This is a genomic window from Tepidicella xavieri, assembly GCF_004363315.1.
Lineage (GTDB): Bacteria > Pseudomonadota > Gammaproteobacteria > Burkholderiales > Burkholderiaceae_C > Tepidicella > Tepidicella xavieri.
Genome location: NZ_SNYL01000023.1, coordinates 1 through 24,842, shown reverse-complemented (window position 1 = coordinate 24,842; position 24,842 = coordinate 1). Strand labels below are relative to the sequence as shown.

Below are 24,842 nucleotides of genomic sequence, written 5' to 3'. Positions count from 1 at the left end.
ATGGTGATGCCCGGTGACAACGTGACGATCACGGTCAAGTTGATCGCCCCGATCGCCATGGAAGAGGGGCTGCGCTTTGCCATCCGCGAAGGCGGTCGCACCGTCGGCGCCGGCGTCGTGGCCAAGATCATCGAGTAAACTCGATTCCGCGTAGGGGTATAGCTCAATTGGCAGAGCGTCGGTCTCCAAAACCGAAGGTTGGGGGTTCGATTCCCTCTGCCCCTGCCACCTGACCCCGCCGTCAGAGTGGTTGTGAAGCCCGCCGAAGTCGCAAGACCTCAGGTGGGCTTGCGTTTCTCAAGCGGGCCTTTTTGAGGATAGGACGAATGGCCTCCACAGATGTTGAAACCGTGGGCACGGGTGCCGACAAGGCCAAGCTGGCCGTGGCGGTCCTGCTGGTGCTGGCGGGGTTCGTGGCTTTCTACCTGCTGTCGGCGCAAGCGGGTTGGGTGCAATGGTTGGCCCTGCTGGTGGGTGCGCTAGCGGGCGCGGGGGTGTTTCTGGTCTCTGAGCCGGGGCGGCGATTCATCGGCTTTGGTCGCGACTCCTGGCGCGAGGTGCAGAAAGTCGTCTGGCCGACCCGGCGTGAAGCCATCCAGATGACTGCCTATGTCTTTGCTTTCGTGTTCGTCATGGCCTTGTTCCTCTGGCTGACCGACAAACTGCTGGGCTGGGTGCTGTACGACCTCATCCTGGGCTGGAGATAAACAATGACGGATTCTGCCGCAACCCCTCCCATGAGCGCCGCGCCGGCCGAAGGCATGCGCTGGTACGTGGTGCACGCCTATTCCGGCATGGAAAAGGCGGCCGAGCGCAACATCATCGAGCGCGTGCAGCGTGCCGGCATGCAGCACAAGTTCGGCCGCATCTTGGTGCCGACCGAAGAGGTCGTGGAAATCAAAAATGGCGTCAAACGCACCACGGAGCGCAAATTCTTCCCCGGCTATGTGCTGGTGGAGATGGTGATGGACGACGATACCTGGCACCTGGTGAAAAACACCAGCAAGGTCACCGGCTTCGTCGGCGGTGCGCGCAATCGGCCCACGCCCATCTCCGAAGAGGAGGTGCAAAAGATCATCGGCCAGATGCAAGAGGGCTCGGATAAGCCGCGCCACAAGGTCGAATTCGTCATCGGCGAATACGTCCGCGTGAAGGAAGGGCCGTTCACCGACTTCAATGGCACGGTCGAGGAAGTCAACTACGAGAAAAACAAACTGCGCGTCTCGGTCACGATTTTCGGTCGGGCGACGCCGGTGGAGTTGGAGTTCAACCAGGTCGAGAAAACCTGATTCGGGCGCGTAAGGGTATTTCCCCCGTGCGGCGGGCGATGCGCGGTACTGCTCGGTTGCTTGGGGTGAAATTGTTGCTATAATCTTTGGTTCTGCCGAAACGGTGCGCCGCTTCGGCCTTTCTTGCTGGCGCTATCGGTCCGACGTCAGCCGGCGCGAGCCGTAACAGGACTTTTGCGCGAGGAGGTGGCTGGCGGTTCGGCCGGCTGCCGCAGGAACTCGCAGGAGCTTTGACATGGCGAAAAAAATCGTCGGCTTCATCAAGCTGCAAGTGCCAGCTGGTAAGGCCAACCCCTCTCCCCCGATCGGTCCGGCGCTGGGTCAGCGCGGCCTGAACATCATGGAGTTCTGCAAGGCGTTCAACGCCCAGACGCAGGGCGTCGAGCCCGGTCTGCCGTTGCCGGTGGTGATCACCGCCTATGCGGACAAGAGCTTCACCTTCATCATCAAGACCCCGCCGGCCACGACGCTGATCAAGAAGGCGATCAAGCTGGACAAAGGCTCTTCGGTGCCAAACAAGAACAAGGTGGGCAAGATCACCCGCGCCCAGCTCGAGGAAATCGCCAAAACCAAGATGAAGGACATGACGGCAGCCGATCTGGAGGCTGCGGTCAAGACCATCGCTGGTTCGGCCCGTTCCATGGGCGTGATTGTGGAGGGTGTGTGACATGGCCAAGCTGACCAAGAAGCAAAAAGCCCTGCAGGGCAAGGTCGATTCGACCAAGTTGTACCCCATCGCGGACGCGCTGGCACTGGTCAAGGAGTGCGCCAGCGCCAAGTTCGATGAGTCCATCGACGTGGCGGTGCAACTGGGTGTGGATGCCAAGAAGTCTGACCAGGTGGTGCGTGGTGCCGTGGTGTTGCCCAATGGCACCGGCAAGACCAAGCGCGTGGCCGTGTTCGCCCAGGGTGCCAAGGCCGAAGAGGCCAAGGCCGCTGGCGCCGATGTGGTGGGCTTCGAGGACCTGGCCGCCGAGATCAAGGCCGGCAAGATCGATTTCGACGTCGTCATCGCCTCGCCGGACGCGATGCGCATTGTCGGTCAGTTGGGTCAAATCCTCGGCCCCCGTGGCTTGATGCCCAACCCCAAGGTGGGGACCGTGACCCCCGATGTGGCCGCTGCCGTCAAGAACGCCAAGGCCGGTCAGGTGCAATTCCGCGTGGACAAGGCTGGTATCGTGCATGGCACCATCGGTCGCCGCTCGTTCGACAACGACAAGCTGCACGGCAACCTGGTGGCTCTGATCGACGCGCTGAACAAGGCCAAGCCTGCTTCGTCCAAGGGGCAGTACCTGCGCAAGGTGGCGGTGTCGTCCACCATGGGCGTGGGCGTGCGCGTGGACGTGCAGTCCATCACGGCCTGATGCAGAAAAATCCTGCGCCGCGCTTCGGGGCGACGCAGGTTGGTGGGTCTGCCCTCTGGGGCAGGGCCATCCAAGACCGCTGGTGCCGACGGGGCTTCCTCCGAAGGCTTAATGACGATGCGCCAGCGCAGATGGCGATCCCGCCGACGATGGAGTTCTTCCAGCAACGGTTGGTCGCTGCAATGAGGTGCATGGAACGGCTCGCCGGACCATGTTTTTAAAGGAGTAGACCTTGAGTCTGAATCGCAGTGAGAAGCAAGCCGTCATCGACGAGGTGTCGGCGCTCGCCGCTAAAGCTCAAACGCTCGTGATGGCGGAATACCGTGGCATCACGGTGGCCGATCTGACCAAGTTGCGTGTCGAAGCCCGCAGCAAAGGCGTGTCCCTGAGTGTGTTGAAGAACACGCTGGCACGCCGCGCAGTGGCTGGCACCGGCTTTGAGGCAGGCGCCGACCAGATGACCGGTCCGCTGATCTATGGCTTTTCGGAAGACGCCGTGGCCGCCGCCAAGGTGGTGGCCGACTTCGCGAAAACCAACGACAAGTTGGTGATTCGCGGTGGCGTGTATGCCGGCAAAGCCCTGGACGTCAATGGCGTGAAGCAACTGGCCAGCATTCCTTCCAAGGAAGTGCTGCTGGCTCAGCTGCTGGGCTTGATGCAATCCCCCATCTCCCGCACCGCCCGCGTGCTGGCCGCTTTGGCCGAGAAGAAGGGCGAGGCGCAGGCTGCCTGATCCGGCGCCTGTCCGTATCAACCGTTTGTAGGAAATCAACATGGCATTCGACAAAGACGCATTTTTGGCCGCTCTGGACAGCATGACGGTCATGGAACTCAACGACCTGGTGAAAGCCATCGAAGAGAAGTTTGGTGTGAGCGCTGCCGCCATGGCCGCGCCCGCTGCTGCTGGCGGTGGCGCTGCCGCTCCGGCCGCTGAAGAGAAGACCGACTTCGACCTGGTGCTGGCCGATGCCGGTGGCAACAAGGTGGCCGTCATCAAGGCCGTGCGCGAAATCACCGGCCTGGGTCTGAAGGAAGCCAAGGACCTGGTGGACGGCGCGCCCAAGACCGTCAAGGAAGGCATGCCCAAGGCCGACGCCGAAGCGGCCAAGAAGAAACTGGAAGAAGCGGGCGCCAAGGCCGAGCTCAAGTAATTGGGCCGAGCTGGAAGGCTGGAAAGTCCTCTCGGGGGCCTTCCAGCCTTTTGGCGCTTCAGAGCGCACGGTCCAGCGGGTTTTCGCCTCCAGCCCGCTTGACCGTGTCTTCTGACCCCGACTGCAGAAGACGGCTTGGTTCGGGCCTGCGTGCAACGCGTGGGCCGTCCGCCACGGACTGGTAGAGGCCAGTCGCCAAGATCCCAAGGGCCTGCTCAGCGGGCCTTTGCCGAACAGTCGCCGCAGACCTCAAGCCCGGAGATCTCATGGCTCAATACTCGTACACCGAACGCAAGCGCATCCGCAAGAGCTTTGGCAGCCGCGAAAACGTGCTGGAAATTCCTTACCTCTTGCAGATGCAGAAGGACGCCTACACCGCGTTCCTGCAAGCCGATGTACCCCCGCGTCAGCGTCGCCACGAAGGCCTGCAGGCCGCCTTCGAATCGGCTTTCCCCATCGTCTCGCACAACGGCTTTGTCGAGATGAAGTTCGTGGAGTACACGCTGGCCAAGCCGGCGTTCGATGTGCGCGAATGCCAGACCCGTGGCCTGACGTATGCCTCGGCCGTGCGCGCCCGCGTGCAGCTCATCATCTACGACCGCGAGTCTTCCACCCCGCAATCCAAGGTGGTCAAGGAGGTCAAGGAGCAGGAGGTCTACATGGGCGAGGTGCCCCTGATGACCGACAAGGGCTCCTTCATCATCAACGGCACCGAGCGCGTGATCGTGTCGCAGTTGCACCGTTCGCCCGGGGTGTTCTTCGAGCACGACAAGGGCAAGACGCACAGCTCGGGCAAGCTGCTGTTCTCGGCCCGCATCATTCCCTACCGCGGTTCCTGGCTGGACTTCGAGTTCGACCCGAAGGACCTGCTGTACTTCCGTGTGGACCGGCGCCGCAAGATGCCGGTGACCATTCTGCTGAAGGCCATTGGCCTCAATCCCGAGCAGATTCTGGCGAACTTCTTCGTCAATGACCATTTCCGCTTGATGGACAGCGGCGCCCAGATGGCCTTCGTGCCGGAGCGCTTGAAGGGCGAGGTGGCGCGTTTCGACATCACCGACAAGACGGGCAAGGTGGTGGTGGCCAAGGATAAGCGCATCACCGCGCGGCATGTGCGCGAGCTGGAGCAGTCCGGCACCACCCACATCACCGTGCCGGAAGACTTCCTGCTGGGCCGCGTGGTGGCCAAGAACATCGTCGATTCCGACACCGGCGAGATCATCGCCAAGGCCAACGACGAGCTCACCGAGACGCTGCTGAAAAAACTGCGCAACGCCGGCATCCAGGAGCTGCCCTGTATCTACACCAACGAGCTGGATCAGGGGGCTTACATCAGCCAGACGCTGCGCATCGATGAGACGGCCGACGAGTTCGCCGCGCGCGTGGCGATCTACCGCATGATGCGTCCCGGCGAGCCGCCGACCGAGGACGCGGTGCAGGCCTTGTTCCATCGCCTGTTCTACAACCCCGATACCTATGACCTCTCGCGCGTCGGGCGCATGAAGTTCAACGCCCGTGTCGGCCGCGACGACCCCAACGGCCCGATGGTGCTGTCCAACGAGGACATCCTGGACGTGGTCAAGATCCTGGTGGATCTGCGCAACGGCAAGGGCGAAGTGGACGACATCGACCACCTGGGCAACCGCCGCGTGCGCTGTGTCGGCGAACTGGCCGAAAACCAGTACCGTACCGGTTTGGCCCGCATCGAGAAGGCCGTCAAGGAGCGCCTGGGCCAGGCCGAGCAAGAGCCGCTGATGCCGCACGACCTGATCAACTCCAAGCCGATTTCCGCGGCCCTCAAGGAGTTCTTCGGCGCCAGCCAGCTCAGCCAGTTCATGGACCAGACCAACCCGCTCGCGGAGATCACGCACAAGCGCCGCGTCTCGGCCCTGGGCCCGGGCGGCTTGACACGCGAGCGCGCCGGCTTCGAGGTGCGCGACGTGCACGTCACGCACTACGGCCGCGTCTGCCCGATCGAGACGCCGGAAGGCCCGAACATCGGCCTGATCAACTCGCTGGCGCTGTACGCGCGCCTCAACGAGTACGGCTTCATCGAAACCCCGTACCGCCGCGTGGTGGACGGCAAGGTGACCAACCAGATCGATTACCTCTCGGCCATTGAGGAAGGCAAGTACATCATTGCCCAAGCCAACGCCGCGCTGGACGAAGAAGGCCGTCTGACCGGCGAACTGGTGTCGGCACGCGAGAAGGGCGAATCGGTGCTGGTGTCGCCCGAGACGGTGCAGTACATGGACGTCTCGCCGGCGCAGATCGTCTCGGTGGCGGCCTCGCTGGTGCCGTTCCTGGAGCACGACGACGCCAACCGCGCGCTGATGGGTGCCAACATGTCGCGCCAGGCCGTGCCGACGCTGCGGCCCGAAAAGCCGTTGGTGGGCACGGGCATCGAGCGCGTGGCCGCCATCGACTCGGGCACCGTGGTGGTGGCCAAGCGCGGTGGCGTGGTGGACTATGTCGATGCCACCCGCATCGTGATCCGCGTCAACGACGACGAGGCGGTGGCCGGTGAAGTGGGCGTGGACATCTACAACCTGATCAAGTACCAGCGCTCCAACCAGAACACCAACATCCACCAGCGTCCCATCGTCAAGAAGGGCGAGCTGATCCACAAAGGGGCGGTGATCGCCGACGGCGCCTCCACCGACCTGGGCGAAATCTCGATCGGCCAGAACATGCTGATCGCCTTCATGCCCTGGAACGGCTACAACTTCGAGGACTCGATCCTCATTTCCGAGAAAGTGGTCTCGGAGGACCGCTACACCAGCATCCATATCGAGGAACTGGTGGTGATGGCGCGTGACACCAAGCTCGGCCCCGAGGAAATCACCCGCGACATTCCGAACCTGGCCGAGCAGCAGCTCAACCGCCTGGACGAGTCCGGCATTATTTACGTGGGCGCCGAGGTGCAGCCCGGCGACGTGCTGGTGGGCAAGGTCACGCCCAAGGGCGAGACGACGCTCACGCCCGAGGAAAAGCTGCTGCGCGCGATCTTTGGCGAGAAGGCCTCCGACGTGAAGGACACCTCGCTGCGCGTCGAGCAGGGCAGTCAAGGCACGGTGATCGACGTGCAGGTCTTCACCCGCGAGGGCATCCAGCGCGACAAGCGCGCGCAGCAGATCATCGACGACGAGCTCAAGCGCTTCCGGTTGGACCTCAACGACCAGCTGCGCATCGTCGAAGCCGATGCGTTTGACCGGATCAAGAAGCTGCTGGTGGGCAAGACGGCCAACGGCGGACCGAAGAAGCTGGCCAAGGGCACGGTGCTGACCGAGGCTTATCTGGCCGAAGTGGACAAGTACCACTGGTTCGACATCCGCCCGGCCGACGAGAACGTGGCCGCTCAGCTGGAATCCATCAAGAATTCGATGGAGCAGACGCGCCATGCCTTCGACCTGGCTTTCGAAGAAAAGCGCAAGAAGCTGACCCAGGGCGACGAGCTGCCCGCGGGGGTGCTGAAGATGGTCAAGGTGTACCTGGCCGTCAAGCGCCGCCTGCAGCCCGGCGACAAGATGGCCGGCCGCCACGGCAACAAGGGCGTGGTCTCCAAGATCACGCCGGTCGAAGACATGCCCTACCTGGCCGATGGCACGCCGGTGGACATCGTGCTCAACCCGTTGGGCGTGCCATCGCGGATGAACATCGGGCAGGTGCTGGAGGTGCACCTGGGCTGGGCCGCCAAGGGGCTGGGCGAGCGCATCGGCGAGATGCTGCGGCGTGAAGCGGCGGCCGCCGAGATCCGCCAGTTCCTCGACCAGATTTACAACCGGACCGGCCGCAAGGAAAACCTGGACGACTTGAGCGACCAGGAAATCGTGGCCATGGCGCAGGAGCTCAGCAAAGGCGTGCCCTTCGCGTCGCCGGTGTTCGACGGTGCTTCCGAGGCCGAGATCCTCGACATGCTGAAACTGGCTTACCCCGATGACGTGGCCAAGGCCAAGGGCTTGACCGAGACCCGGACCCAGGCGCAGCTCTACGACGGCCGCACCGGCGATCCGTTCGAGCGCAAGACGACGGTGGGCTACATGCACTACCTGAAGCTGCACCACCTGGTGGACGACAAGATGCACGCCCGCTCCACCGGCCCGTACTCGCTGGTCACGCAGCAGCCGCTGGGTGGTAAGGCGCAGTTCGGTGGCCAGCGCTTCGGTGAGATGGAGGTGTGGGCGCTGGAAGCCTATGGCGCGGCGTACATCCTGCAGGAAATGCTCACCGTCAAGTCCGACGACGTGCAGGGCCGCACCAAGGTGTACGAGAGCATCGTCAAAGGCGAGCACGCCATCGATGCCGGCATGCCCGAATCGTTCAACGTGCTGGTCAAGGAAATCCGCTCGCTCGGCATCGACATCGAACTCGAACGCTCCTGATTCACCGAAGAAAAGGAAAGCCATCCATGAAATCCTTGCTCGACCTGTTCAAGCAGTTCACGCCCGACGAGCATTTCGATGCCATTCGCATCGGCCTGGCTTCGCCGGAAAAAATCCGCTCCTGGTCCTTCGGTGAAGTCAAAAAGCCCGAGACCATCAACTACCGCACCTTCAAGCCCGAGCGCGACGGCCTGTTCTGCGCCAAGATCTTCGGCCCCATCAAGGACTACGAGTGCCTGTGCGGCAAGTACAAGCGCCTGAAGCACCGCGGCGTGATCTGCGAGAAGTGCGGCGTGGAAGTGACCCAGACCAAGGTGCGCCGCGAGCGCATGGGCCACATCGACCTGGCCGCGCCCTGCGCCCACATCTGGTTCCTGAAGTCCCTGCCCAGCCGCCTGGGCCTGGTGCTGGACATGACGCTGCGCGACATCGAGCGCGTGCTGTATTTCGAAGCCTACGTGGTGGTGGACCCTGGCATGACCCCGCTGAAGAAGTTCAGCATCATGTCGGAGGACGACTACGACGCCAAGGTCAAGGAGTACGGTGACGAGTTCGTCGCCAAGATGGGCGCCGAGGGCATCAAGGAATTGCTGCAAAGCATCGATCTGGACACCGAGATCGAGAAGCTGCGCAACGACCTGACCGGCTCCGAACTGAAGGTCAAGAAAAACGCCAAGCGCCTGAAGGTGCTGGAGGCGTTCAAGAAGTCCGGCATCAAGCCCGAGTGGATGATTCTGGAAGTGCTGCCCGTGCTGCCGCCGGACCTGCGGCCGCTGGTGCCGCTGGACGGTGGGCGTTTCGCCACGTCCGACCTCAACGACCTGTACCGCCGCGTCATCAACCGCAACAGCCGCTTGAAGCGCCTGCTGGAGCTGAAAGCGCCCGAGATCATCGCGCGCAACGAAAAGCGCATGCTGCAAGAAGCCGTGGACAGCCTGCTGGACAACGGCCGCCGCGGCAAGGCCATGACCGGTGCCAACAAGCGCGCGCTGAAGTCCCTGGCCGACATGATCAAGGGTAAATCCGGTCGCTTCCGCCAGAACCTGCTGGGCAAGCGGGTGGACTACTCGGGCCGTTCCGTCATCACCGTGGGCCCGACGCTTAAGCTGCACCAGTGCGGCCTGCCCAAGCTGATGGCGCTCGAATTGTTCAAGCCCTTCATCTTCGCGCGGCTGGAGCAGATGGGTATTGCGACCACCATCAAGGCCGCGAAGAAGGAGGTCGAGGCCGGCACGCCCGTGGTGTGGGACATCCTGGAAGACGTCATCAAGGAGCACCCGGTGCTGCTCAACCGCGCGCCGACGCTGCACCGTCTCGGCATCCAGGCGTTCGAGCCCATCCTGATCGAAGGCAAGGCCATTCAGCTGCACCCTCTGGTGTGCGCCGCGTTCAACGCCGACTTCGATGGCGACCAGATGGCCGTGCACGTGCCGCTGTCGGTGGAAGCGCAGATGGAAGCCCGCACGCTGATGCTGTCTTCCAACAACGTGCTGTTCCCCGCCAACGGCGAGCCCTCCATCGTGCCGTCGCAGGACGTGGTGCTGGGCCTGTACTACACCACGCGCGAACGCATCAACGGCAAGGGCGAGGGCATGGTGTTTGCCGACGTGGCCGAGGTGCAGCGTGCGCTCGACGCCGGGGTGGTGGAGCTGACTGCCAAGATCAGCGTGCGTTTGACCGAGTGGACCAAAAACAAGGAAACCGGTGAGCTCACCCCGGTCACCAAGATGGTGGACACCACCGTCGGCCGTGCCCTGCTGTCGGAAATTCTGCCCAAGGGCTTGCCGTTCGACCTCATCAACAAGGCGCTGAAGAAGAAGGAAATCTCCAAGCTCATCAACGCCAGCTTCCGCAAGTGCGGCCTGAAGGAGACGGTGGTCTTTGCCGACAAGCTGTTGCAAAACGGCTTCCGCCTGGCCACCAAGGCCGGCATCTCGATCGCCATCGACGACATGCTGGTGCCTTCCGAGAAGCAGGCCATCATCGAGCGCGCCGAGGCCGAGGTCAAGGAAATCGCGCACCAGTACGCCTCCGGTCTGGTGACGGCCGGCGAGCGCTACAACAAAGTGGTCGATATCTGGGGCAAGGCCGGTGACGAGATCTCCAAGGTGATGATGGAGCACCTGAAGAAGGAGAAGGTCATCGACCGCCACGGCAACGAGGTGGAGCAGGAGTCGTTCAACTCCATCTACATGATGGCCGACTCGGGCGCGCGCGGCTCCGCCGCCCAGATCCGTCAGCTCGCGGGCATGCGCGGCCTGATGGCCAAGCCCGACGGCTCGATCATCGAGACGCCGATTACCGCGAACTTCCGCGAGGGCTTGAACGTGCTGCAGTACTTCATCTCCACGCACGGGGCGCGTAAGGGCTTGGCGGATACGGCGCTGAAGACCGCCAACTCCGGCTACCTGACCCGCCGCCTGGTGGACGTGACGCAGGACCTGGTGGTGACCGAGGAGGATTGCGGCACCAGCAATGGCACGCTGATGCGCGCCATCGTCGAGGGTGGCGAGGTCATCGAGAGCTTGCGCGAGCGCATCCTGGGTCGCACCACGGCCGAAGATGTGGTCAACCCCGAGAACCAGCAGGTCATCATCCGCGCGGGCCAGATGATCGACGAAGACGCCTGCGACCTGATCGAGCAGGTGGGCGTGGACGAGGTGCGCGTGCGCACCGCGCTGACCTGCGAGACCCGCTATGGCTTGTGCGCCAAGTGCTACGGGCGCGACCTGGGCCGTGGCGGTCTGGTCAACGTGGGCGAGGCCGTCGGCGTGATCGCGGCGCAGTCCATCGGCGAGCCGGGCACGCAGCTGACCATGCGCACCTTCCACATCGGTGGCGCGGCTTCCCGGGCGGCGGTGGCCTCCAGCGTGGAAGCGAAGTCCAACGGTATCGTGGGCTTCAATGCCACGATGCGCTATGTGTCGAACAACAAAGGCGAGCTGGTGGTGATTGCCCGCTCGGGCGAAATCGTCATCGCCGACGAGCACGGCCGCGAGCGCGAGCGCCACAAGGTGCCGTATGGCGCCATCCTGGCGGTCAAGCCCGACCAGCCCATCAAGGCCGGCACCATCCTGGCCAACTGGGACCCGCTGACCCGACCCATCATCACCGAATTCGCCGGCACGGTGAAATTCGAGAACGTGGAAGAGGGCCTGACCGTGGCCAAGCAGGTGGACGACGTGACCGGCCTGTCCACGCTGGTGGTCATCGATCCGAAGCGCCGTGGCTCGGCCAAGGTGGTGCGGCCGCAGGTCAAGCTGATCGATGCCCAGGGCAACGAGGTCAAGATCCCGGGCACCGACCACTCGGTGACCATCGGCTTCCAGGTCGGCGCGCTGATCCAGGTGCGCGATGGCCAGGAGGTGGGCCCCGGCGAGGTGCTGGCCCGGATTCCGGTCGAAGGCCAGAAGACGCGCGACATCACCGGCGGTCTGCCGCGCGTGGCCGAGCTGTTCGAGGCCCGCTCGCCGAAGGACAAGGGGATCCTGGCCGAAATCACCGGCACGGTGTCCTTCGGCAAGGAAACCAAAGGCAAGGTGCGCCTGCAGATCACCGACCCCGATGGCAAGGTCTGGGAAGAACTGGTGCCCAAGGAGAAGAACATCCTCGTGCACGAAGGCCAGGTGGTCAACAAGGGCGAACTCATCGTCGATGGCCCGGCCGATCCGCAGGACATCCTGCGCCTGCTGGGCATCGAGGAGCTGTCGCGCTACATCGTCGATGAGGTGCAGGACGTCTACCGCCTGCAGGGCGTGAAGATCAACGACAAGCACATCGAGGTGATCGTGCGTCAGATGCTGCGCCGCGTCGTGGTCGAAAACCCGGGCGACTCCAGCTACATCGCTGGCGAGCAGGTCGAGCGCTCCGAGATCCTCAACACCAACGATGCGCTGATCGCCGAAGGCAAGACGCCGGCAACCTACAGCAACGTGCTGCTGGGGATCACCAAGGCCTCGCTGTCCACCGATTCCTTCATCTCCGCCGCCTCGTTCCAGGAAACCACTCGCGTGCTCACCGAAGCCGCGATCATGGGCAAGAAGGACGAACTGCGTGGCCTGAAGGAAAACGTGATCGTGGGCCGTCTGATTCCGGCCGGCACGGGCATGGCGTTCCACGAGGCACGCCGCGCCAAAGAGCGCATGGACGAGGAAGAGCGCCGCGCCATCGCCGAAGCCGATGCGGCAGCCCTGGCGGCCAGCCAGGCCGAGGCCAGCGACGCGGCTGATTGAATGGCCGAGTGAGCGGCTGACGCCGTCCTCATCCCCGGCGCGACGGCCTGACCGTCGCACCGCCGACCCGACCCGCCGATGCGCCGGTCGGGTCTTTTTTTGGGCGTGCCATCGGGCAGGGCGCGGTCCTGCTGCGGTACAGTACGCCGCAAGGCCCCTGTGGCCGCAAGGAGCAGGCATGTCGATCTTGGGTTGGGTGGTGTTGGCGGTGCTGGCCGTCGTGTTTTTCTGGGCCGTGGGGGTGTACAACCGGCTGATTCGGCTGAAGAACCAGGTGGCCAATGCGTTTGGCCAGATCGATGTGCAGCTCAAGCGGCGCTATGACCTGATTCCCAATCTGGTGGAGGTGGCGCGCAAATACCTGCAGCACGAGGCCGAGACCCTGGAGGCCGTGATTGCGGCCCGCAACCAGGCGCAGACGGCCGAGCGGGGCGCGGCGGCCAACCCGCTGAGCGCTGGTGCCTTGGGGGCATGGGCCGGTGCCGAACAGGTGCTCGGCGGCGCGCTGGGGCGGCTCTTTGCCGTGGTGGAAAACTACCCGGAGCTCAAGGCCGACCAGACCCTGCGCGAGCTTCATGAGGAACTGACGCACACCGAAAATCGGATCGGCTTTGCCCGGCAGGCTTACAACGACCAGGTGCTCGAATACAACGACGCGGCATTGCACTTCCCCACCCTCATCGTGGCGCGGCTGCTGGGTTTCGCGCCGCTGGACATGCTGGCTGCCACCGCCAGCGAGGCCGAGCGGCAGGCTCCGAAGGTGCAGTTCTGATTGCTGGGTGGCACAGGGGCGAAGGCCGTGCGGTTTTTCGAGCATCAGCGCCACGCTCGCGGGCAGACGCGGCGGCTGCTGTTCTGGTTTGGGGTGATGGTGGCCTTGCTGGTGCTGGCCATCAACGCCGTGCTGGCGCTGGCTTGGCAGATCACGGTGGGGGGCGCCCTGGGCTACCCGGCGCATTTCTTCACGGTGAACACGGCCGTCACGCTGTTGTTCGTCCTCGGTGGATGGTGGCTGGAGACGACGCAGCTTCAAAGCGGCGGCGGGCGTGCGCTGGCCATGCGGCTGGGGGCGCGTGAAGCCCGCCCCAGCGCCAGCGAAGACGAGCGGCGTTTCGTCCACATCGTGCAGGAGCTGTCGATTGCCGCCGGCATGCGGCCGCCCGAGGCCATGGTGCTGCCACGGGAGGCGTCCATCAACGCCCTGGCCACGGGGTGGGATGCGCGCGATGCGGTGGTGGCCGTCACGCAAGGGGCGCTCGATGCCCTCACGCGGGAGGAGATGCAGGGCCTGGTGGCCCACGAGCTCAGCCACATCCGCGAGGGCGACACGCGGCTGAACATGCGCCTGGCGGGCATGGTGTTCGGGCTGGAGATGATCTACCGGATGGGGCAGGCGCTGGCCCGGCCGGATGCGCGCGGGCGGCGCCACGTGGCCACCTTCATCGGCCTGGGGGTGATGGCGGTGGGCTGGCTGGGCTGGTTGGCCGGACACGCCTTGCAGGCGGCCGTTTCGCGCCAGCGCGAGCACCTGGCCGATGCCCGCGCCGTGCAATGGACCCGCAACCGCGATGGCCTGGGCCGCGTACTGCGCAAAGTGATGGGCCAGCAGATGCGCAGCGGCGCGTCGCCGTCGGGACGCATCGATCAGCCGCTGGTGCAGCACATGCTGCTGGTCTCGGGCGAATCGGGCTGGCTCGGGCGCTGGTTGGATGCCCATCCGCCGTTGCCGGAGCGCGTCCGCCGCATCTATGGCGGCAAGATGCCTCCGCTGGCGCCCCGCCATGGGCGCGATGGGGCGACAGAGACCGCGTCTTTGGCAGACGCCTTGCCGGAGGCCTGAACCGTGATGGAAACGTCGGCTTCGAGTGGTGCTGTGACCTTGGCCCAGCAATTGGCCTGGAGCGCTCGCATGGTGGAAGCAGTGGCCAAGGGCCGTTCGCTGAGCGAGGCGTTGCCTCGGGTGCCCGCCGCTTTGCGTCCGGGGGTGCAGGCGCTGGTGTTCGATGCCTTGCGCCAGCGGGGGCTGACGTTGACCTTGGTGCGCGGATTGACGCAACGCACGCCCGCGCCACCGGTGCATGCCCTGCTGTGCGTGGCGTTGGGGCTACTGGTGGATGAGGCCCCCGCGGCCGGGCGGCCCCACTATGCCGCGCACACCGTGGTCGATCAGGCGGTGGCGGCCGTGCCGCTGCTCAAGCTGGCGCGCCCCGTGGCCGGGTTCGTCAATGCGTGCCTGCGTGGGTTTTTGCGTGACCGCTGCGCCCGCCTGGACCAGGCGCGCCGGGTGGAACTGGCCCGCTGGAACCATCCCCCCTGGTGGGTGCAGCGGCTGCGTGAGGACCACCCCGCCCACTGGCAAGCCATCCTGCAAGCCAGCCAGGAGCCGGCACCGATGACGCTGCGCATCAACCGGCGCCGCGCCGATCGAGCGCATTACCTGGCGCGCTTGCGGGCGCTGGGCTGGTCGGCCGAGCCCTGGGGTGAAGACGGCGTCGTGCTGGCCGAGGCCGTGCCGGTCGAGCGCCTGCCGGGGTGGGCCGAAGGCGAGGTGTCGGTGCAAGACGGGGCGGCACAGTTGGCCGCGGGCCTGCTGCTGAAAGACGCGCCGGCGCCGCGGCGCATCCTCGATGCATGCGCGGCCCCTGGGGGCAAGACGGCGCACCTGCTGGAGCGCTGCGACGCCGAGGTCTGGGCCTTGGACAAAGATGCCCAACGCGCCGAGCGCATCCGGCAGAACCTGAGCCGCTTGGGCTTGCAGGCGGTCGTGCGGGTGGCCGATGCCGCTGACACCGCCAGCTGGTGGGACGGCCAGCCGTTCGACGCGGTGCTGCTCGACGCGCCCTGCACGGCGTCGGGCATCGTGCGGCGACACCCGGACGTGCGCTGGCTGCGGCGGCCGCAAGACATCGATCAGCTGGCGGCCCAGCAGCGGCACTTGCTGCAGTCGCTCTGGCCGGTACTGGCCCCCGGCGGGCGCCTGCTGTATTGCACCTGCTCGGTGTTTCGGGCCGAAGGCGAGCAGCAGGTGGAGGCGTTTTTGCAAGCGCATCCGGATGCCCGCCGAGGAGATGCGCCCGGGCATCTGCTGCCGGGCATGGCGCTGGCCGGGCAGGCGCGGGCGGCCGAGACGATCGGCGACAATGCGCAGCGTGGAACGGATGGATTTTTCTACGCCCTGCTGCACAAAACCGCCTGAGCCGCGGCGGTGGGTGGCCCGTGCTTGGGTGGGGCTGTGGCTGCTGGGGGGACTGTGGCTGGGCGTGGCGATGTCGGCCTGGGCCCAGGCCGCGCAACTGCAGCGCGACGGCAGCGGGCTGTACCTGAGCGCACGGCTCGATACGGAACTGCCTGACGGGCTGGAAGACGTGCTGCTCAAAGGGGTGCCGGTGCACTTCATCTGGCAGGCCGACGTCCGGCGCAGCCGCTGGTACTGGACCGACCAGCGTCTGGCTACTGCGCAGCGGGTGGTGCGCCTGACCTACCAGCCGCTGACGCGGCGCTGGCGGCTGAGCATCGTCACCGGCGTGGCAGACGAGGCCGCGCTCGCGGGCGCGTTGCACCGCAATCTGGACAGTCTCGATGAGGCATTGGCGGTGGTGAAATCGGTGGCGCGCTGGCGCATCGCCTTGGCCGACGAGCTGCCAGAGGCCGGCGACCTGCGCGCGGACGTGCAGATGCGCATCGACAGCGGTTTGTTGCCACGGCCGTTTCAGGTCGGGGCCGGGGCCGATTGGGGGGTGGTGTATCGGGCGACGATCAAGGTGCCCGAACCCGCGCCGGCGGAACCTACCGGGGCAGACAAGCCATGAGCACGCCGGCCCGGCCCATGGCTTCGAGCCCATCGGCGCGGCGCTGGCTCATCGGGCTGGGGCTGGTGTTCATGGTGGGCGTGGCCCTGGTGCTGTTCTTCCTGCTGACGCTGGCCACCGACCACCGGGCGTTTGAAGCGGGGGGCTACACCAGCCTGGTGTGGCTCAACGTGGGCGTGGCCGCGGTGCTCGGGCTGGTGCTGCTGTGGCTGAGCGTGCGCTTGGCAGTGCGCTGGCGGCGCCGACGCTTTGGCAGCCGCCTGCTGGTGAAATTGGCCGCCATTTTCGCGCTGGTCGGCTGCTTGCCGGGGCTGCTCATTTACCTGGTGTCGTACCAATTCGTCTCCCGCTCCATCGAGACGTGGTTTGACGTGCGCGTCGAGACGGCGCTGTCCGCGGGCTTGAATCTGGGGCGAACGGCCCTGGACACCCTGGCGGCCGATCTGTCTAGCAAAACCCGCACCGCCGCCGCCAGCCTGGGCGGGGTGGGCGATTTGGCCGCCGCGCTGGCTCTGGAGGGCTGGCGCGAGCAGTTGCAGGCCAGTGACGTGATTCTGTGGGGCAGCGCGGGGCAGGCCATTGCGACGGCCGGGGAGTCGCGCTTCGACCTGGTGCCCGAGCGGCCTTCGGCCACTTTGCTGCGCCAGGTGCGCAACCAGCGGGTGGTGGCCTTCATCGAAGGCCTGGAAGAACTGGAAGCGTTGAACGATCCGCGCGAGGTGCTGGCGTTGCCGCAGCGCGAGCTGCCCCGGGTGCGGGTGTGGGCGCTGGTGTCGCCGTCCAGCTTTGGCCTGGGCGGCGACGTGCGCTTCCTGCAAGTGACCATGCCCCTGCCGGCCGCCCTGGTGGCCGACGCGCTGGCCGTGCAGGTGGCCAACCGCGAGTACCAGGAGCGGGCGCTGGCGCGGGACGGCTTGCGCAGCATGTACATCGGCACGCTCACCCTGGCCTTGTTTTTGTCGGTGTTTGGGGCCGTGCTGCTGGCCGTGCTGCTGGGCAACCAGATTGTGCGGCCGCTGCTGGTGCTGGCCGAAGGCATGCGCGACGTGGCGCGGGGCGACCTCACCCCGAAAGTTGCGCTGACCGCGCGCGACGAGCTGGCCGGCCTGACCCGCACCTTCGCCCACATGACGCAGGAACTGCTGGAAGCGCGGCAGGCGGTTCAGCACAGCATGGGGCAGGTGGACGCGGCCCGTGCCAGCCTGCAAACCATTCTGGACAATCTCACCGCAGGCGTGGTGGTGCTCGATGCCCAACACCGGGTGGTCAGCGCCAACCCGGGGGCCACGCGTATTCTGCGGGTGCCGCTGGCCGCCCATTTGGGTGAGCCGCTGGCCGCCACGCCGGAGCTGGCCCCGTTTGGCCAATGGGTTCAGCAACAGTTCGACCGTTTCCTCTCCGATCCCAGCCGCCGGGAGGGCGACCACTGGCAGCAGTCCATCGAGCTGTACGCCGCCCAGCATGCCCAGGAAGGGCAGGGCGTCACGCTCATCGCCCGCGGAGCGATGCTGCCCAACGGCGACCATCTGCTCGTGTTCGACGACGTCTCCGAAATCATCTCCGCCCAGCGTGCCCAGGCCTGGGGTGAAGTGGCGCGGCGCCTGGCGCACGAAATCAAGAATCCACTGACGCCGATTCAGCTGTCGGCCGAGCGGCTGGCCATGAAGCTGGAGCCCAAGCTCGAAGGCGCCGACCTGGCCGTGCTGACCAAATCCGTCAAGACCATCGTCGATCAGGTCGATGCCATGAAGCGCCTGGTCAACGAATTCCGGGACTACGCCCGGCTGCCCTCTGCCGCGCTGCGGCCGCTGGACCTCAATGCGCTGGTGCAAGACATCGTGGGCCTGTACGACGCCGCCGAAGTGCCGCTGCGGCTGGACTTGCAGCCCGACGCCCCGCTGGTCCTGGCCGACCCCGAGCAGGTGCGCCAGGTCGTTCACAACCTGGTGCAAAACGCGCAGGACGCCACCCCGCCTGGAGCCGGGCCCGTGACTTTGCGCATCCGCACCGCCGACAGCGGGCGCTGGGTGCGGCTGCAGGTGCTCGACCATGGCCCCGGTTTTGCCGACGCCATCCTCAAGCGCGCGTTCGAGCCCTACGTGACCACCAAGCCCAAAGGCACCGGACTGGGGCTGGCCGTGGTGAAGAAGATCATGGACGAGCACGGCGGGCGCGTGGACATCGGCCACCGACAGGACGTCGATGGCCACCGCGGCGCGCAAGTCTCGCTATCATTCAGGGTTGCAAATATGCAACAGGGTTGAGCATTGCCCGGAAAGCACGCAACGCAGCATGGCAAACATATTGGTGGTTGACGACGAGCTCGGGATCCGCGATCTGTTGTTCGAGATCCTCAACGACGAAGGTCACGCGGTGGAATTGGCCGAGAACGCGGCCCAGGCGCGAGAATTCCGCGCCCAGTACCGTCCAGACCTGGTGCTCCTCGACATCTGGATGCCCGATACCGATGGCGTCACCCTGCTCAAGGAATGGTCGGCCAGCGGCTTGCTGACCATGCCCGTCATCATGATGAGCGGGCACGCCACCATCGATACCGCGGTGGAGGCCACCCGCATCGGCGCGATGGCGTTTCTGGAAAAGCCCATCACGATGCAGAAGCTGTTGCAGGCCGTGGAAAAAGGGCTCAATCGCGCGATGGCCCGGCCGCAGGCCTCGACGCCCAGGCCGGCCAACGCCGCCCCCGTCGCGCTGGAGATGCCTGCCGCCCTCGGCGAGGTGAGGGTGCCGGCTGCGCACGACGGCGAGATGGCCACCCAGACGTTTGACTTCGATGTGCCGCTGCGCGACGCCCGGGACGCCTTCGAAAAAGCCTATTTCGAGTTTCACCTGGCCAAGGAAAACGGCTCCATGACCCGCGTGGCCGAAAAGACCGGCCTGGAGCGCACGCATTTGTACCGCAAGCTCAAGCAACTGGGGGTGGACCTGAGCAAGTCCAAGCGCAGCGCGGGGTGAGCGGGAATTGTTTGTGTTATAGTAGAGGTCTTGGCCCGGTAGCTCAGTTGGTAGAGCAGCGGATTGAAAATCCGCGTGTCGGTGGTTCGATTCCGCCCCAGGCCACCATTCCTCGCCCAACCCTCTGCGGTTGGGCGTTTTCGTTTCCGGGTTCCGCCACACCACGCGGGGCTGCGGGCCGTTCTGCGTGTGCCACGCCGTGGCCACCCGGTGTCCTGAAGTCGCCCAGTTCGATGCCCAGCGGTTCGACAACCAGGCCGAGGGCCACTCGGCGTTGATAGCGGCCCTCAAGCCGCTGGAGGTGGCGCTGGTGGTGATGGAAGCCACCGGCGGCTACGAGACAGAGCTGGCCTGCGCGCTGCAAGCGGCCGGCCTGCCCGTGGCGGTGGTCAACCCGCGCCAGGCGCGCGACTTCGCCAAGTCGATGGGCCGCCTGGCCAAGACCGACGCGGCAGACGCGCGCATGCTGGCCGAGTTCGCCGCGGTGCTGCTGCGCCGCGACGATCTGGCCCGCTTCCTGTGCCCGTTGGCCGACCCACAACAGCAGTGGCTGGCCGCGCTGGTCACACGTCGCAGGCAGCTGCTGGCGATGCTGCTGGCCGAGCGGCAGCGGCTGCAGATCACGCCCAAGGCGCTGCACCCGAGCATCGAGGCCATCATCGCGGCCATCCAGGCCCAGCTCGACGACATCGAGGGCCAGATGGTCGGCCACGTGCGTGAGCACTTCGCCGAGCTCGACCGATTGCTGCAATCGGCCAGCGGCATCGGCCCGGTGGCCAGCGCCACGCTGATCGCCGAGTTACCCGAACTCGGCCGGCTCAACCGGCGCGAGATCGCCGCGCTGGTGGGCGTGGCCCCGATGGCCAACGATTCCGGCGCAAGCCGGGGCCGACGACGCATCCAGGGCGGACGCTTCGACGTGCGCCGTGTGCTGTACATGGCCGCACTGACCGCCAGTCGCCGCAACCCCGTCATCAAGGCCTTCTACGAGCGCCTGATCGCCGCCGGCAAATGCCCCAAAGTCGCCTTGGTCGCTTGCATGCGCAAGCTGCTGACCGTGCTCAATGCCATGGTCAGAACCAACAAACCTTGGGATAACGCGCTTCACGACGCTTGACTCGGAAGACGGTTACTCATACCTCGTTGGACAAGACTCCAGATTGCGCTCCAAGCAGGGTATTGGCATACTATGCCAATCTTTCCTGTATGAAGATCGCCATGCCGACGCGCAATGTTGTCCTCACCGATCACCAGGCCGCGCTGGTAGAGCATTTGGTCGCCAGCGGCCGCTACCAGAACGCCAGCGAAGTGCTGCGCGAGGGCTTGCGTCTTGTCGAACAACGCGAGGCCGAGGACGCCAGCCGCCTCGAAGCGCTGCGCGCCGCCGCCAAGGCGGGCATCGCCGATATCGAGGCGGGACGCTACAAGACGTTCGATACCCGGGAATCCTTGCGCGCTCACCTGAAGGCCGTGACAGCCCAAACGCTCGCCCAAGCATGAGCGAGCCGTGGCGCGTTCGCCTGGCCGCCAGTGCCGAGGCCGATCTGCTCGACATCGCGGCGTGGACGGCGGAGCGCTTCGGTTCCCGGCAGGCTGGGTACTACGTCGACACCGTGACACAAGCCATCGAGGCCTTGCGCGAGGGACCCGACATCCTGGGGGCCAAAGCGAGGGACGACATCGCGCCCGGCATTCGCACCCTGCATGTGGCGCGGCAGGGCAGAAAGGGCCGTCACTTCGTCATGTTCCGGGTTGCTCCGGGGCGAGTCATCGAGGTGCTCCGCCTGCTTCACGACAGTATGGATCTGTCGAGGCATTGGCCGAACGATGACGCTGAAATCCAGTGAGACCGTGAGCAGCGGGGCTACAGCGTGCTCCTGCGGGGGCGGCGTGAAACGGACAAACGCCCGAAACTTTCCGCACTGGCCCGAAGGATTGCGCAGGGGTTTGGAAAATGAGTTCGAAATCGGTGGTTGACTGCACCACCACCATTCAGCGCCCAACCGTTCTCGGTTGGGCGTTTTCGTTTCCGGGTTCCCCGACACCGCGCGGGGTTCCGGGCCGTTCCGCCTGCGCCGCGCCCCACTGCCGGGGGCGGCTGAATGGGGCAGGTTCGACTCCGATCTGCCCTCTCTTCTCTCGAAACCTGCGCCAACTTCTTGGCGCAAGCGCACGCAAGCGGCCTTGCGCCACCGTGACTTACACCTGCGTCACGCAGAGCAGTTGCCCATGGCGCTTGCTCGGGTGTCAGCCCGGTCGGTTCAACAGCGATCGGGGCCATTGCTGGAAGCTCATGCGGTCCAGCACCTGGCATTCGCAGTCCTCGTCGCTGAGGTTGTACAGCGACTGGATGAACAGCAGCCGCACCATCACCTCGGTGGGGTACGGCGGGCGCCCGCCTTTGCTACGGTCAGCGCGAGGGCAGGCGGTGTCGACCCGGGCGGCAATGGCCGCGAAGTCGATCAGTTCGTCCATTGCTGCCAGGTTGGCGATGAAGCCGCCGAGCTTGGCTTGGCGCTGGTCCTGCACGAACAGGTCAGCGCCAGGCTGGTGACACCACAAAGACGAGGGCTTGATGCGCGGGGTGATCATGGGCGACATCATGCCGGCTCACGGGCTGCAAGGGGGAGGGAGGTTTCGAGAAGTGCCCTATGGCGTGACATGGCGCGACCGCCCGATCCGCAGCAGCTTAGGCGGCCTTCTTCGCGGCGAGCTGGCGCAGCACGTAATGCAGGATGCCGCCGTGGCGGAAGTATTCGACTTCCTTCGGCGTCAGCAGCAGCACGCGCACCTCGAAGCGGACCTCGCCGCCGTCGGCCTTGCGGGCGATGACGGTGGCGGTCTTCGACTGGCCGTCGGCGAGGCCGACGATGTCGTAGGTCTCGGTGCCGTCGAGGCCGAGCGTCTGCGCGTTCTGGCCGTCGAGGAACTGCAGCGGCAACACGCCCATGCCGACCAGGTTGGAGCGGTGGATGCGCTCGAAACTCTCGGCGATCACCGCCTTCACGCCCAGCAGTTTGGTGCCCTTGGCCGCCCAGTCGCGCGAGGAGCCGGTGCCGTATTCCTTGCCGGCGATCACCACCAGCGGCACGCCGTCGGCCTTGTACTTCATCGCCGCGTCGTAGATCGCCAGCTTCTCGCGCGAGCCGTCCTTGCCGAAGTAGATCGTGTTGCCGCCTTCCTCGCCGCCCAGCATCAGGTTCTTGATGCGGATGTTGGCGAAGGTGCCGCGCACCATCACTTCGTCGTTGCCGCGGCGCGAGCCGTAGCTGTTGAAGTCGGCCGGCTGCACGCCGCGCGAGATCAGGTAGCGGCCCGCCGGCGAGTCCTTCTTGATGCTGCCGGCCGGGGAGATGTGGTCGGTGGTGATCGAGTCGCCGAACAGACCCAGCACGCGCGCGCCGTGCACGTCGTCGATGGTGCCGACGTTCATGCTCATGCCGTCGAAATAGGGCGGGTTCTTGATGTAGGTCGACGAGGCGTCCCACTTGTACGACTCGCCCTCCGGCGATTCGATCTGGTTCCAGCGGGTGTCGCCCTTGAACACGTCGGCGTAGTTCTTGGCGAACATCTCCGGGCCGATGGTCGCGGCGATGACGTCGCCGATCTCCTTGTTGCTCGGCCAGATGTCGCGCAGATAGACCGGCTTGCCGTCGGGCGTGTGCGCCAGCGGGTCCTTGCTCAGGTCGATGTCGACCGTGCCCGCGATCGCGTAGGCGACCACCAGCGGCGGCGAGGCGAGGTAGTTCATCTTCACCTCGGGGTGCACGCGGCCCTCGAAGTTGCGGTTGCCCGACAGCACCGAGGCGACCACGAGGTCGTTCTCGGCGATCGCGCGCGAGACCTCGTCCGGCAGCGGGCCGGAGTTGCCGATGCAGGTGGTGCAGCCGTAGGCGACCACGTAGAAGCCGAGCTTCTCCAGATCGTCGAGCACGCCGGCCTTCTTCAGGTAGTCGGTGACCACCCGCGAGCCCGGTGCGAGCGAGGTCTTGACCCACGGCTTGGCCTTCAGGCCCAGTCGCGCGGCGTTGCGCGCGAGCAGGCCGGCACCGAGCATCACCGCCGGGTTGGAGGTGTTGGTGCAGGAGGTGATCGCGGCGATCACCACCGAGCCGTCGGTGAGCTCGCAGTCCTGGTCCTGGATGCGCAGCTTCGAGATCGGACGGGCGGCCAGGTGCGCGGCCTGCGGCTGCGCACCGCCCTCGGCGGCCATGGTCTCGACCGCCGCCTTCGGCGTGCGCTTGGCGGTGAGGCCGGCGATCGCGTCGCGCGCGTTGGCCTGCATGTCCTGCAGCAGCACGCGGTCCTGCGGGCGCTTCGGGCCGGCCAGCGACGGCTTGACGTCGCCGAGGTCGAGATGCAGCACCGCGGAGTACTGCGCTTCCGCCTGGCCGGGCTCGTGCCACAGGCCCTGCGCCTTGGCGTAGGCCTCGACCAGCGCGATCTGCGCCTCCGGACGGCCGGACAGGCGCAGGTAGTTCAGCGCCTCGGCGTCGATCGGGAAGATGCCGCAGGTGGCGCCGTACTCGGGCGCCATGTTGGCGATGGTGGCGCGGTCGGCCAGCGGCAGGTGCTGCAGGCCGTCGCCGAAGAACTCGACGAACTTTCCGACCACACCGAGCTTGCGCAGCATCTGGGTGACGGTGAGCACGAGGTCGGTGGCGGTGGAGCCCTCCGGCAGCCGGCCGGTCAGCTTGAAGCCGACCACCTGCGGAATCAGCATCGACGAGGGCTGGCCGAGCATCGCCGCTTCCGCCTCGATGCCGCCGACGCCCCAGCCGAGCACGCCGATGCCGTTGATCATGGTGGTGTGCGAGTCGGTGCCGAACACGGTGTCCGGGAACGCCTGCAGCACGCCGTCCACTTCGCGCTCGACGACCACGCGCGCGAGGTACTCGAGGTTCACCTGGTGCACAATGCCGGTGTTGGGCGGCACCACCTTGAAGTTGCGGAACGCCTTCTGGCCCCAGCGCAGGAAGCTGTAGCGCTCCTTGTTGCGCTCGAACTCGATCTTGCCGTTGAGGTCGAGCGCGTCCGGACGGCCGAACACGTCGACCTGCACCGAGTGGTCGATCACCAGCTCGGACGGGATCAGCGGATTGATCTGGGCCGGGTTGCCGCCGAGCCGCGTCACCGCGTCGCGCATCGCGGCGAGGTCGACCACGCAGGGCACGCCGGTGAAGTCCTGCAGCACCACGCGGGCGGGCATGAACGCGATCTCGGTGTCCGGCTCCTTCAGCGGATCCCACTTCGCGACCGCCTCGATGTGCTCGGGCAGCACGGTGACGCCGTCCTCGTGCCGGAGCAGGTTCTCCAGCAGGATCTTCATCGAGTACGGCAGCTTCGCCAGATCGAATCGCTGGGCCAGTTTCGGCAGGCTGTAGTAGGTGTAGGTCTTGCCGTTGAGGTCGAGATGCGCGCGGGTGGCGAAGGAGTCGGCCATGTGGGGCTCCGTGGCTGCAGCGAGGAGGGGAGAATCCGCGCGGCGCGCGGAGACGGCGCCGGCGTCAAGCGCCCAATTATGCCGGAAATGGCGACCTTCCTGCAGGGCACTTCGCATAACCCCATTTCCGAAGGCTGAACCGGCATGAGGGCGCTCGCGTCGTTCAGTTCGGGGTTCTCGGTGCCGCTCAGGCCCCGTC

General features: G+C 65.8%; 20 protein-coding genes and 2 tRNA genes. 20 read left to right on the top strand and 2 right to left on the bottom strand.

Translation table 11 applies throughout. The features are described from left to right. The 20 genes from DFR43_RS13175 to DFR43_RS13080 all read left to right on the top strand — a co-directional run. On the top strand, positions 1-138 hold a 138-nt coding region (locus DFR43_RS13175), incomplete at its 5' end, for an EF-Tu C-terminal domain-related protein (protein WP_484421921.1). A 14-nt stretch (positions 139-152) separates the two neighbouring features. Continuing rightward, positions 153-228, top strand: a tRNA-Trp gene (locus tag DFR43_RS13170). A 98-nt stretch (positions 229-326) separates the two neighbouring features. Beyond that, positions 327-707 carry a preprotein translocase subunit SecE gene (gene secE, locus DFR43_RS13165; protein WP_133599454.1) on the top strand — a complete coding sequence of 127 codons (381 nt, stop codon included), beginning with the start codon at positions 327-329 and terminating at the stop codon, positions 705-707. Positions 708-737: 30 nt separating this feature from the next. Further along, complete coding sequence (nusG, locus tag DFR43_RS13160; protein ID WP_245988946.1) at positions 738-1,289, top strand: transcription termination/antitermination protein NusG; 552 nt, start codon at positions 738-740, stop codon at positions 1,287-1,289. Positions 1,290-1,524: 235 nt separating this feature from the next. After that, the gene (rplK, locus tag DFR43_RS13155; protein WP_133599449.1) at positions 1,525-1,956 is read left to right on the top strand and encodes a 50S ribosomal protein L11; all 432 of its coding nucleotides are present in this window, start codon (positions 1,525-1,527) and stop codon (positions 1,954-1,956) included. A gap of 1 nt (position 1,957) precedes the next feature. Further along, positions 1,958-2,653: a 50S ribosomal protein L1 gene (rplA, locus tag DFR43_RS13150; protein WP_133599446.1), complete on the top strand. Its 696-nt coding sequence runs from the start codon at positions 1,958-1,960 to the stop codon at positions 2,651-2,653. Positions 2,654-2,885: 232 nt separating this feature from the next. Next, on the top strand, positions 2,886-3,386 hold the full coding sequence (gene rplJ / locus DFR43_RS13145; protein WP_133599444.1) for a 50S ribosomal protein L10: 501 nt from the start codon (positions 2,886-2,888) through the stop codon (positions 3,384-3,386). A gap of 40 nt (positions 3,387-3,426) precedes the next feature. Further along, positions 3,427-3,804, top strand: coding sequence for a 50S ribosomal protein L7/L12 (gene rplL / locus DFR43_RS13140; protein ID WP_133599442.1), 378 nt, complete (start codon positions 3,427-3,429; stop codon positions 3,802-3,804). Between the two features lie 266 nt (positions 3,805-4,070). Further along, entirely contained in the window at positions 4,071-8,186 is a 4,116-nt protein-coding gene (gene rpoB, locus DFR43_RS13135; RefSeq protein WP_133599439.1) for a DNA-directed RNA polymerase subunit beta, read from the top strand. Between the two features lie 26 nt (positions 8,187-8,212). After that, positions 8,213-12,418, top strand: coding sequence for a DNA-directed RNA polymerase subunit beta' (rpoC, locus tag DFR43_RS13130; protein ID WP_133599437.1), 4,206 nt, complete (start codon positions 8,213-8,215; stop codon positions 12,416-12,418). 178 nt (positions 12,419-12,596) lie between these two features. Further along, on the top strand, positions 12,597-13,190 hold the full coding sequence (locus DFR43_RS13125) for a LemA family protein (RefSeq protein ID WP_133599435.1): 594 nt from the start codon (positions 12,597-12,599) through the stop codon (positions 13,188-13,190). Between the two features lie 27 nt (positions 13,191-13,217). Further along, positions 13,218-14,258: a M48 family metalloprotease gene (locus DFR43_RS13120; RefSeq protein ID WP_133599433.1), complete on the top strand. Its 1,041-nt coding sequence runs from the start codon at positions 13,218-13,220 to the stop codon at positions 14,256-14,258. 6 nt (positions 14,259-14,264) lie between these two features. Next, positions 14,265-15,614 (top strand): 16S rRNA (cytosine(967)-C(5))-methyltransferase RsmB, encoded by a 1,350-nt coding sequence (gene rsmB, locus DFR43_RS13115; protein WP_133599458.1) that lies wholly within the window; start codon positions 14,265-14,267, stop codon positions 15,612-15,614. Between the two features lie 13 nt (positions 15,615-15,627). Further along, positions 15,628-16,227, top strand: coding sequence for a DUF4390 domain-containing protein (locus tag DFR43_RS13110; RefSeq protein ID WP_164499756.1), 600 nt, complete (start codon positions 15,628-15,630; stop codon positions 16,225-16,227). After that, positions 16,224-18,491: a sensor histidine kinase gene (locus DFR43_RS13105; RefSeq protein WP_133599429.1), complete on the top strand. Its 2,268-nt coding sequence runs from the start codon at positions 16,224-16,226 to the stop codon at positions 18,489-18,491. The genes DFR43_RS13110 and DFR43_RS13105 overlap by 4 nt, the downstream gene beginning before the upstream one ends. A gap of 28 nt (positions 18,492-18,519) precedes the next feature. After that, positions 18,520-19,200 (top strand): response regulator, encoded by a 681-nt coding sequence (locus tag DFR43_RS13100; protein WP_133599427.1) that lies wholly within the window; start codon positions 18,520-18,522, stop codon positions 19,198-19,200. A gap of 32 nt (positions 19,201-19,232) precedes the next feature. After that, positions 19,233-19,308: transfer RNA gene (locus DFR43_RS13095), tRNA-Phe, on the top strand. A gap of 91 nt (positions 19,309-19,399) precedes the next feature. Next, positions 19,400-20,317 (top strand): IS110 family RNA-guided transposase, encoded by a 918-nt coding sequence (locus tag DFR43_RS13090; RefSeq protein WP_245988944.1) that lies wholly within the window; start codon positions 19,400-19,402, stop codon positions 20,315-20,317. 89 nt (positions 20,318-20,406) lie between these two features. Then, positions 20,407-20,700, top strand: a complete 294-nt coding sequence (locus DFR43_RS13085) for a type II toxin-antitoxin system ParD family antitoxin (RefSeq protein ID WP_245988943.1) — start codon at positions 20,407-20,409, stop codon at positions 20,698-20,700. Beyond that, complete coding sequence (locus tag DFR43_RS13080) at positions 20,697-21,047, top strand: type II toxin-antitoxin system RelE/ParE family toxin (RefSeq protein WP_133599425.1); 351 nt, start codon at positions 20,697-20,699, stop codon at positions 21,045-21,047. The genes DFR43_RS13085 and DFR43_RS13080 overlap by 4 nt, the downstream gene beginning before the upstream one ends. A 400-nt stretch (positions 21,048-21,447) precedes the next feature. Here DFR43_RS13080 and DFR43_RS13075 read toward each other — a convergent pair whose 3' ends face one another. Then, positions 21,448-21,792, bottom strand: coding sequence for a transposase (locus DFR43_RS13075; protein WP_425471101.1), 345 nt, complete (start codon positions 21,790-21,792; stop codon positions 21,448-21,450). 97 nt (positions 21,793-21,889) lie between these two features. Then, the gene (gene acnA / locus DFR43_RS13070; protein WP_133599423.1) at positions 21,890-24,643 is read right to left on the bottom strand and encodes an aconitate hydratase AcnA; all 2,754 of its coding nucleotides are present in this window, start codon (positions 24,641-24,643) and stop codon (positions 21,890-21,892) included. Between the last annotated feature and the right edge of the window lie 199 nt (positions 24,644-24,842).

Excerpts from the sequence above, each read along its gene's own strand:
- secE (WP_133599454.1), top strand. The coding sequence starts at position 327 with ATGGCCTCCACAGATGTTGAAACCGTGGGCACGGGTGCCGACAAGGCC.
- nusG (WP_245988946.1), top strand. The coding sequence starts at position 738 with ATGAGCGCCGCGCCGGCCGAAGGCATGCGCTGGTACGTGGTGCACGCC.
- rplK (WP_133599449.1), top strand. The coding sequence starts at position 1,525 with ATGGCGAAAAAAATCGTCGGCTTCATCAAGCTGCAAGTGCCAGCTGGT.
- rplA (WP_133599446.1), top strand. The coding sequence starts at position 1,958 with ATGGCCAAGCTGACCAAGAAGCAAAAAGCCCTGCAGGGCAAGGTCGAT.
- rplL (WP_133599442.1), top strand. The coding sequence starts at position 3,427 with ATGGCATTCGACAAAGACGCATTTTTGGCCGCTCTGGACAGCATGACG.
- rpoB (WP_133599439.1), top strand. The coding sequence starts at position 4,071 with ATGGCTCAATACTCGTACACCGAACGCAAGCGCATCCGCAAGAGCTTT.
- rpoC (WP_133599437.1), top strand. The coding sequence starts at position 8,213 with ATGAAATCCTTGCTCGACCTGTTCAAGCAGTTCACGCCCGACGAGCAT.
- DFR43_RS13125 (WP_133599435.1), top strand. The coding sequence starts at position 12,597 with ATGTCGATCTTGGGTTGGGTGGTGTTGGCGGTGCTGGCCGTCGTGTTT.
- rsmB (WP_133599458.1), top strand. The coding sequence starts at position 14,265 with ATGGAAACGTCGGCTTCGAGTGGTGCTGTGACCTTGGCCCAGCAATTG.
- DFR43_RS13105 (WP_133599429.1), top strand. The coding sequence starts at position 16,224 with ATGAGCACGCCGGCCCGGCCCATGGCTTCGAGCCCATCGGCGCGGCGC.
- DFR43_RS13100 (WP_133599427.1), top strand. The coding sequence starts at position 18,520 with ATGGCAAACATATTGGTGGTTGACGACGAGCTCGGGATCCGCGATCTG.
- DFR43_RS13085 (WP_245988943.1), top strand. The coding sequence starts at position 20,407 with ATGAAGATCGCCATGCCGACGCGCAATGTTGTCCTCACCGATCACCAG.
- DFR43_RS13080 (WP_133599425.1), top strand. The coding sequence starts at position 20,697 with ATGAGCGAGCCGTGGCGCGTTCGCCTGGCCGCCAGTGCCGAGGCCGAT.
- DFR43_RS13075 (WP_425471101.1), bottom strand. The coding sequence starts at position 21,792 with ATGATCACCCCGCGCATCAAGCCCTCGTCTTTGTGGTGTCACCAGCCT.
- acnA (WP_133599423.1), bottom strand. The coding sequence starts at position 24,643 with ATGGCCGACTCCTTCGCCACCCGCGCGCATCTCGACCTCAACGGCAAG.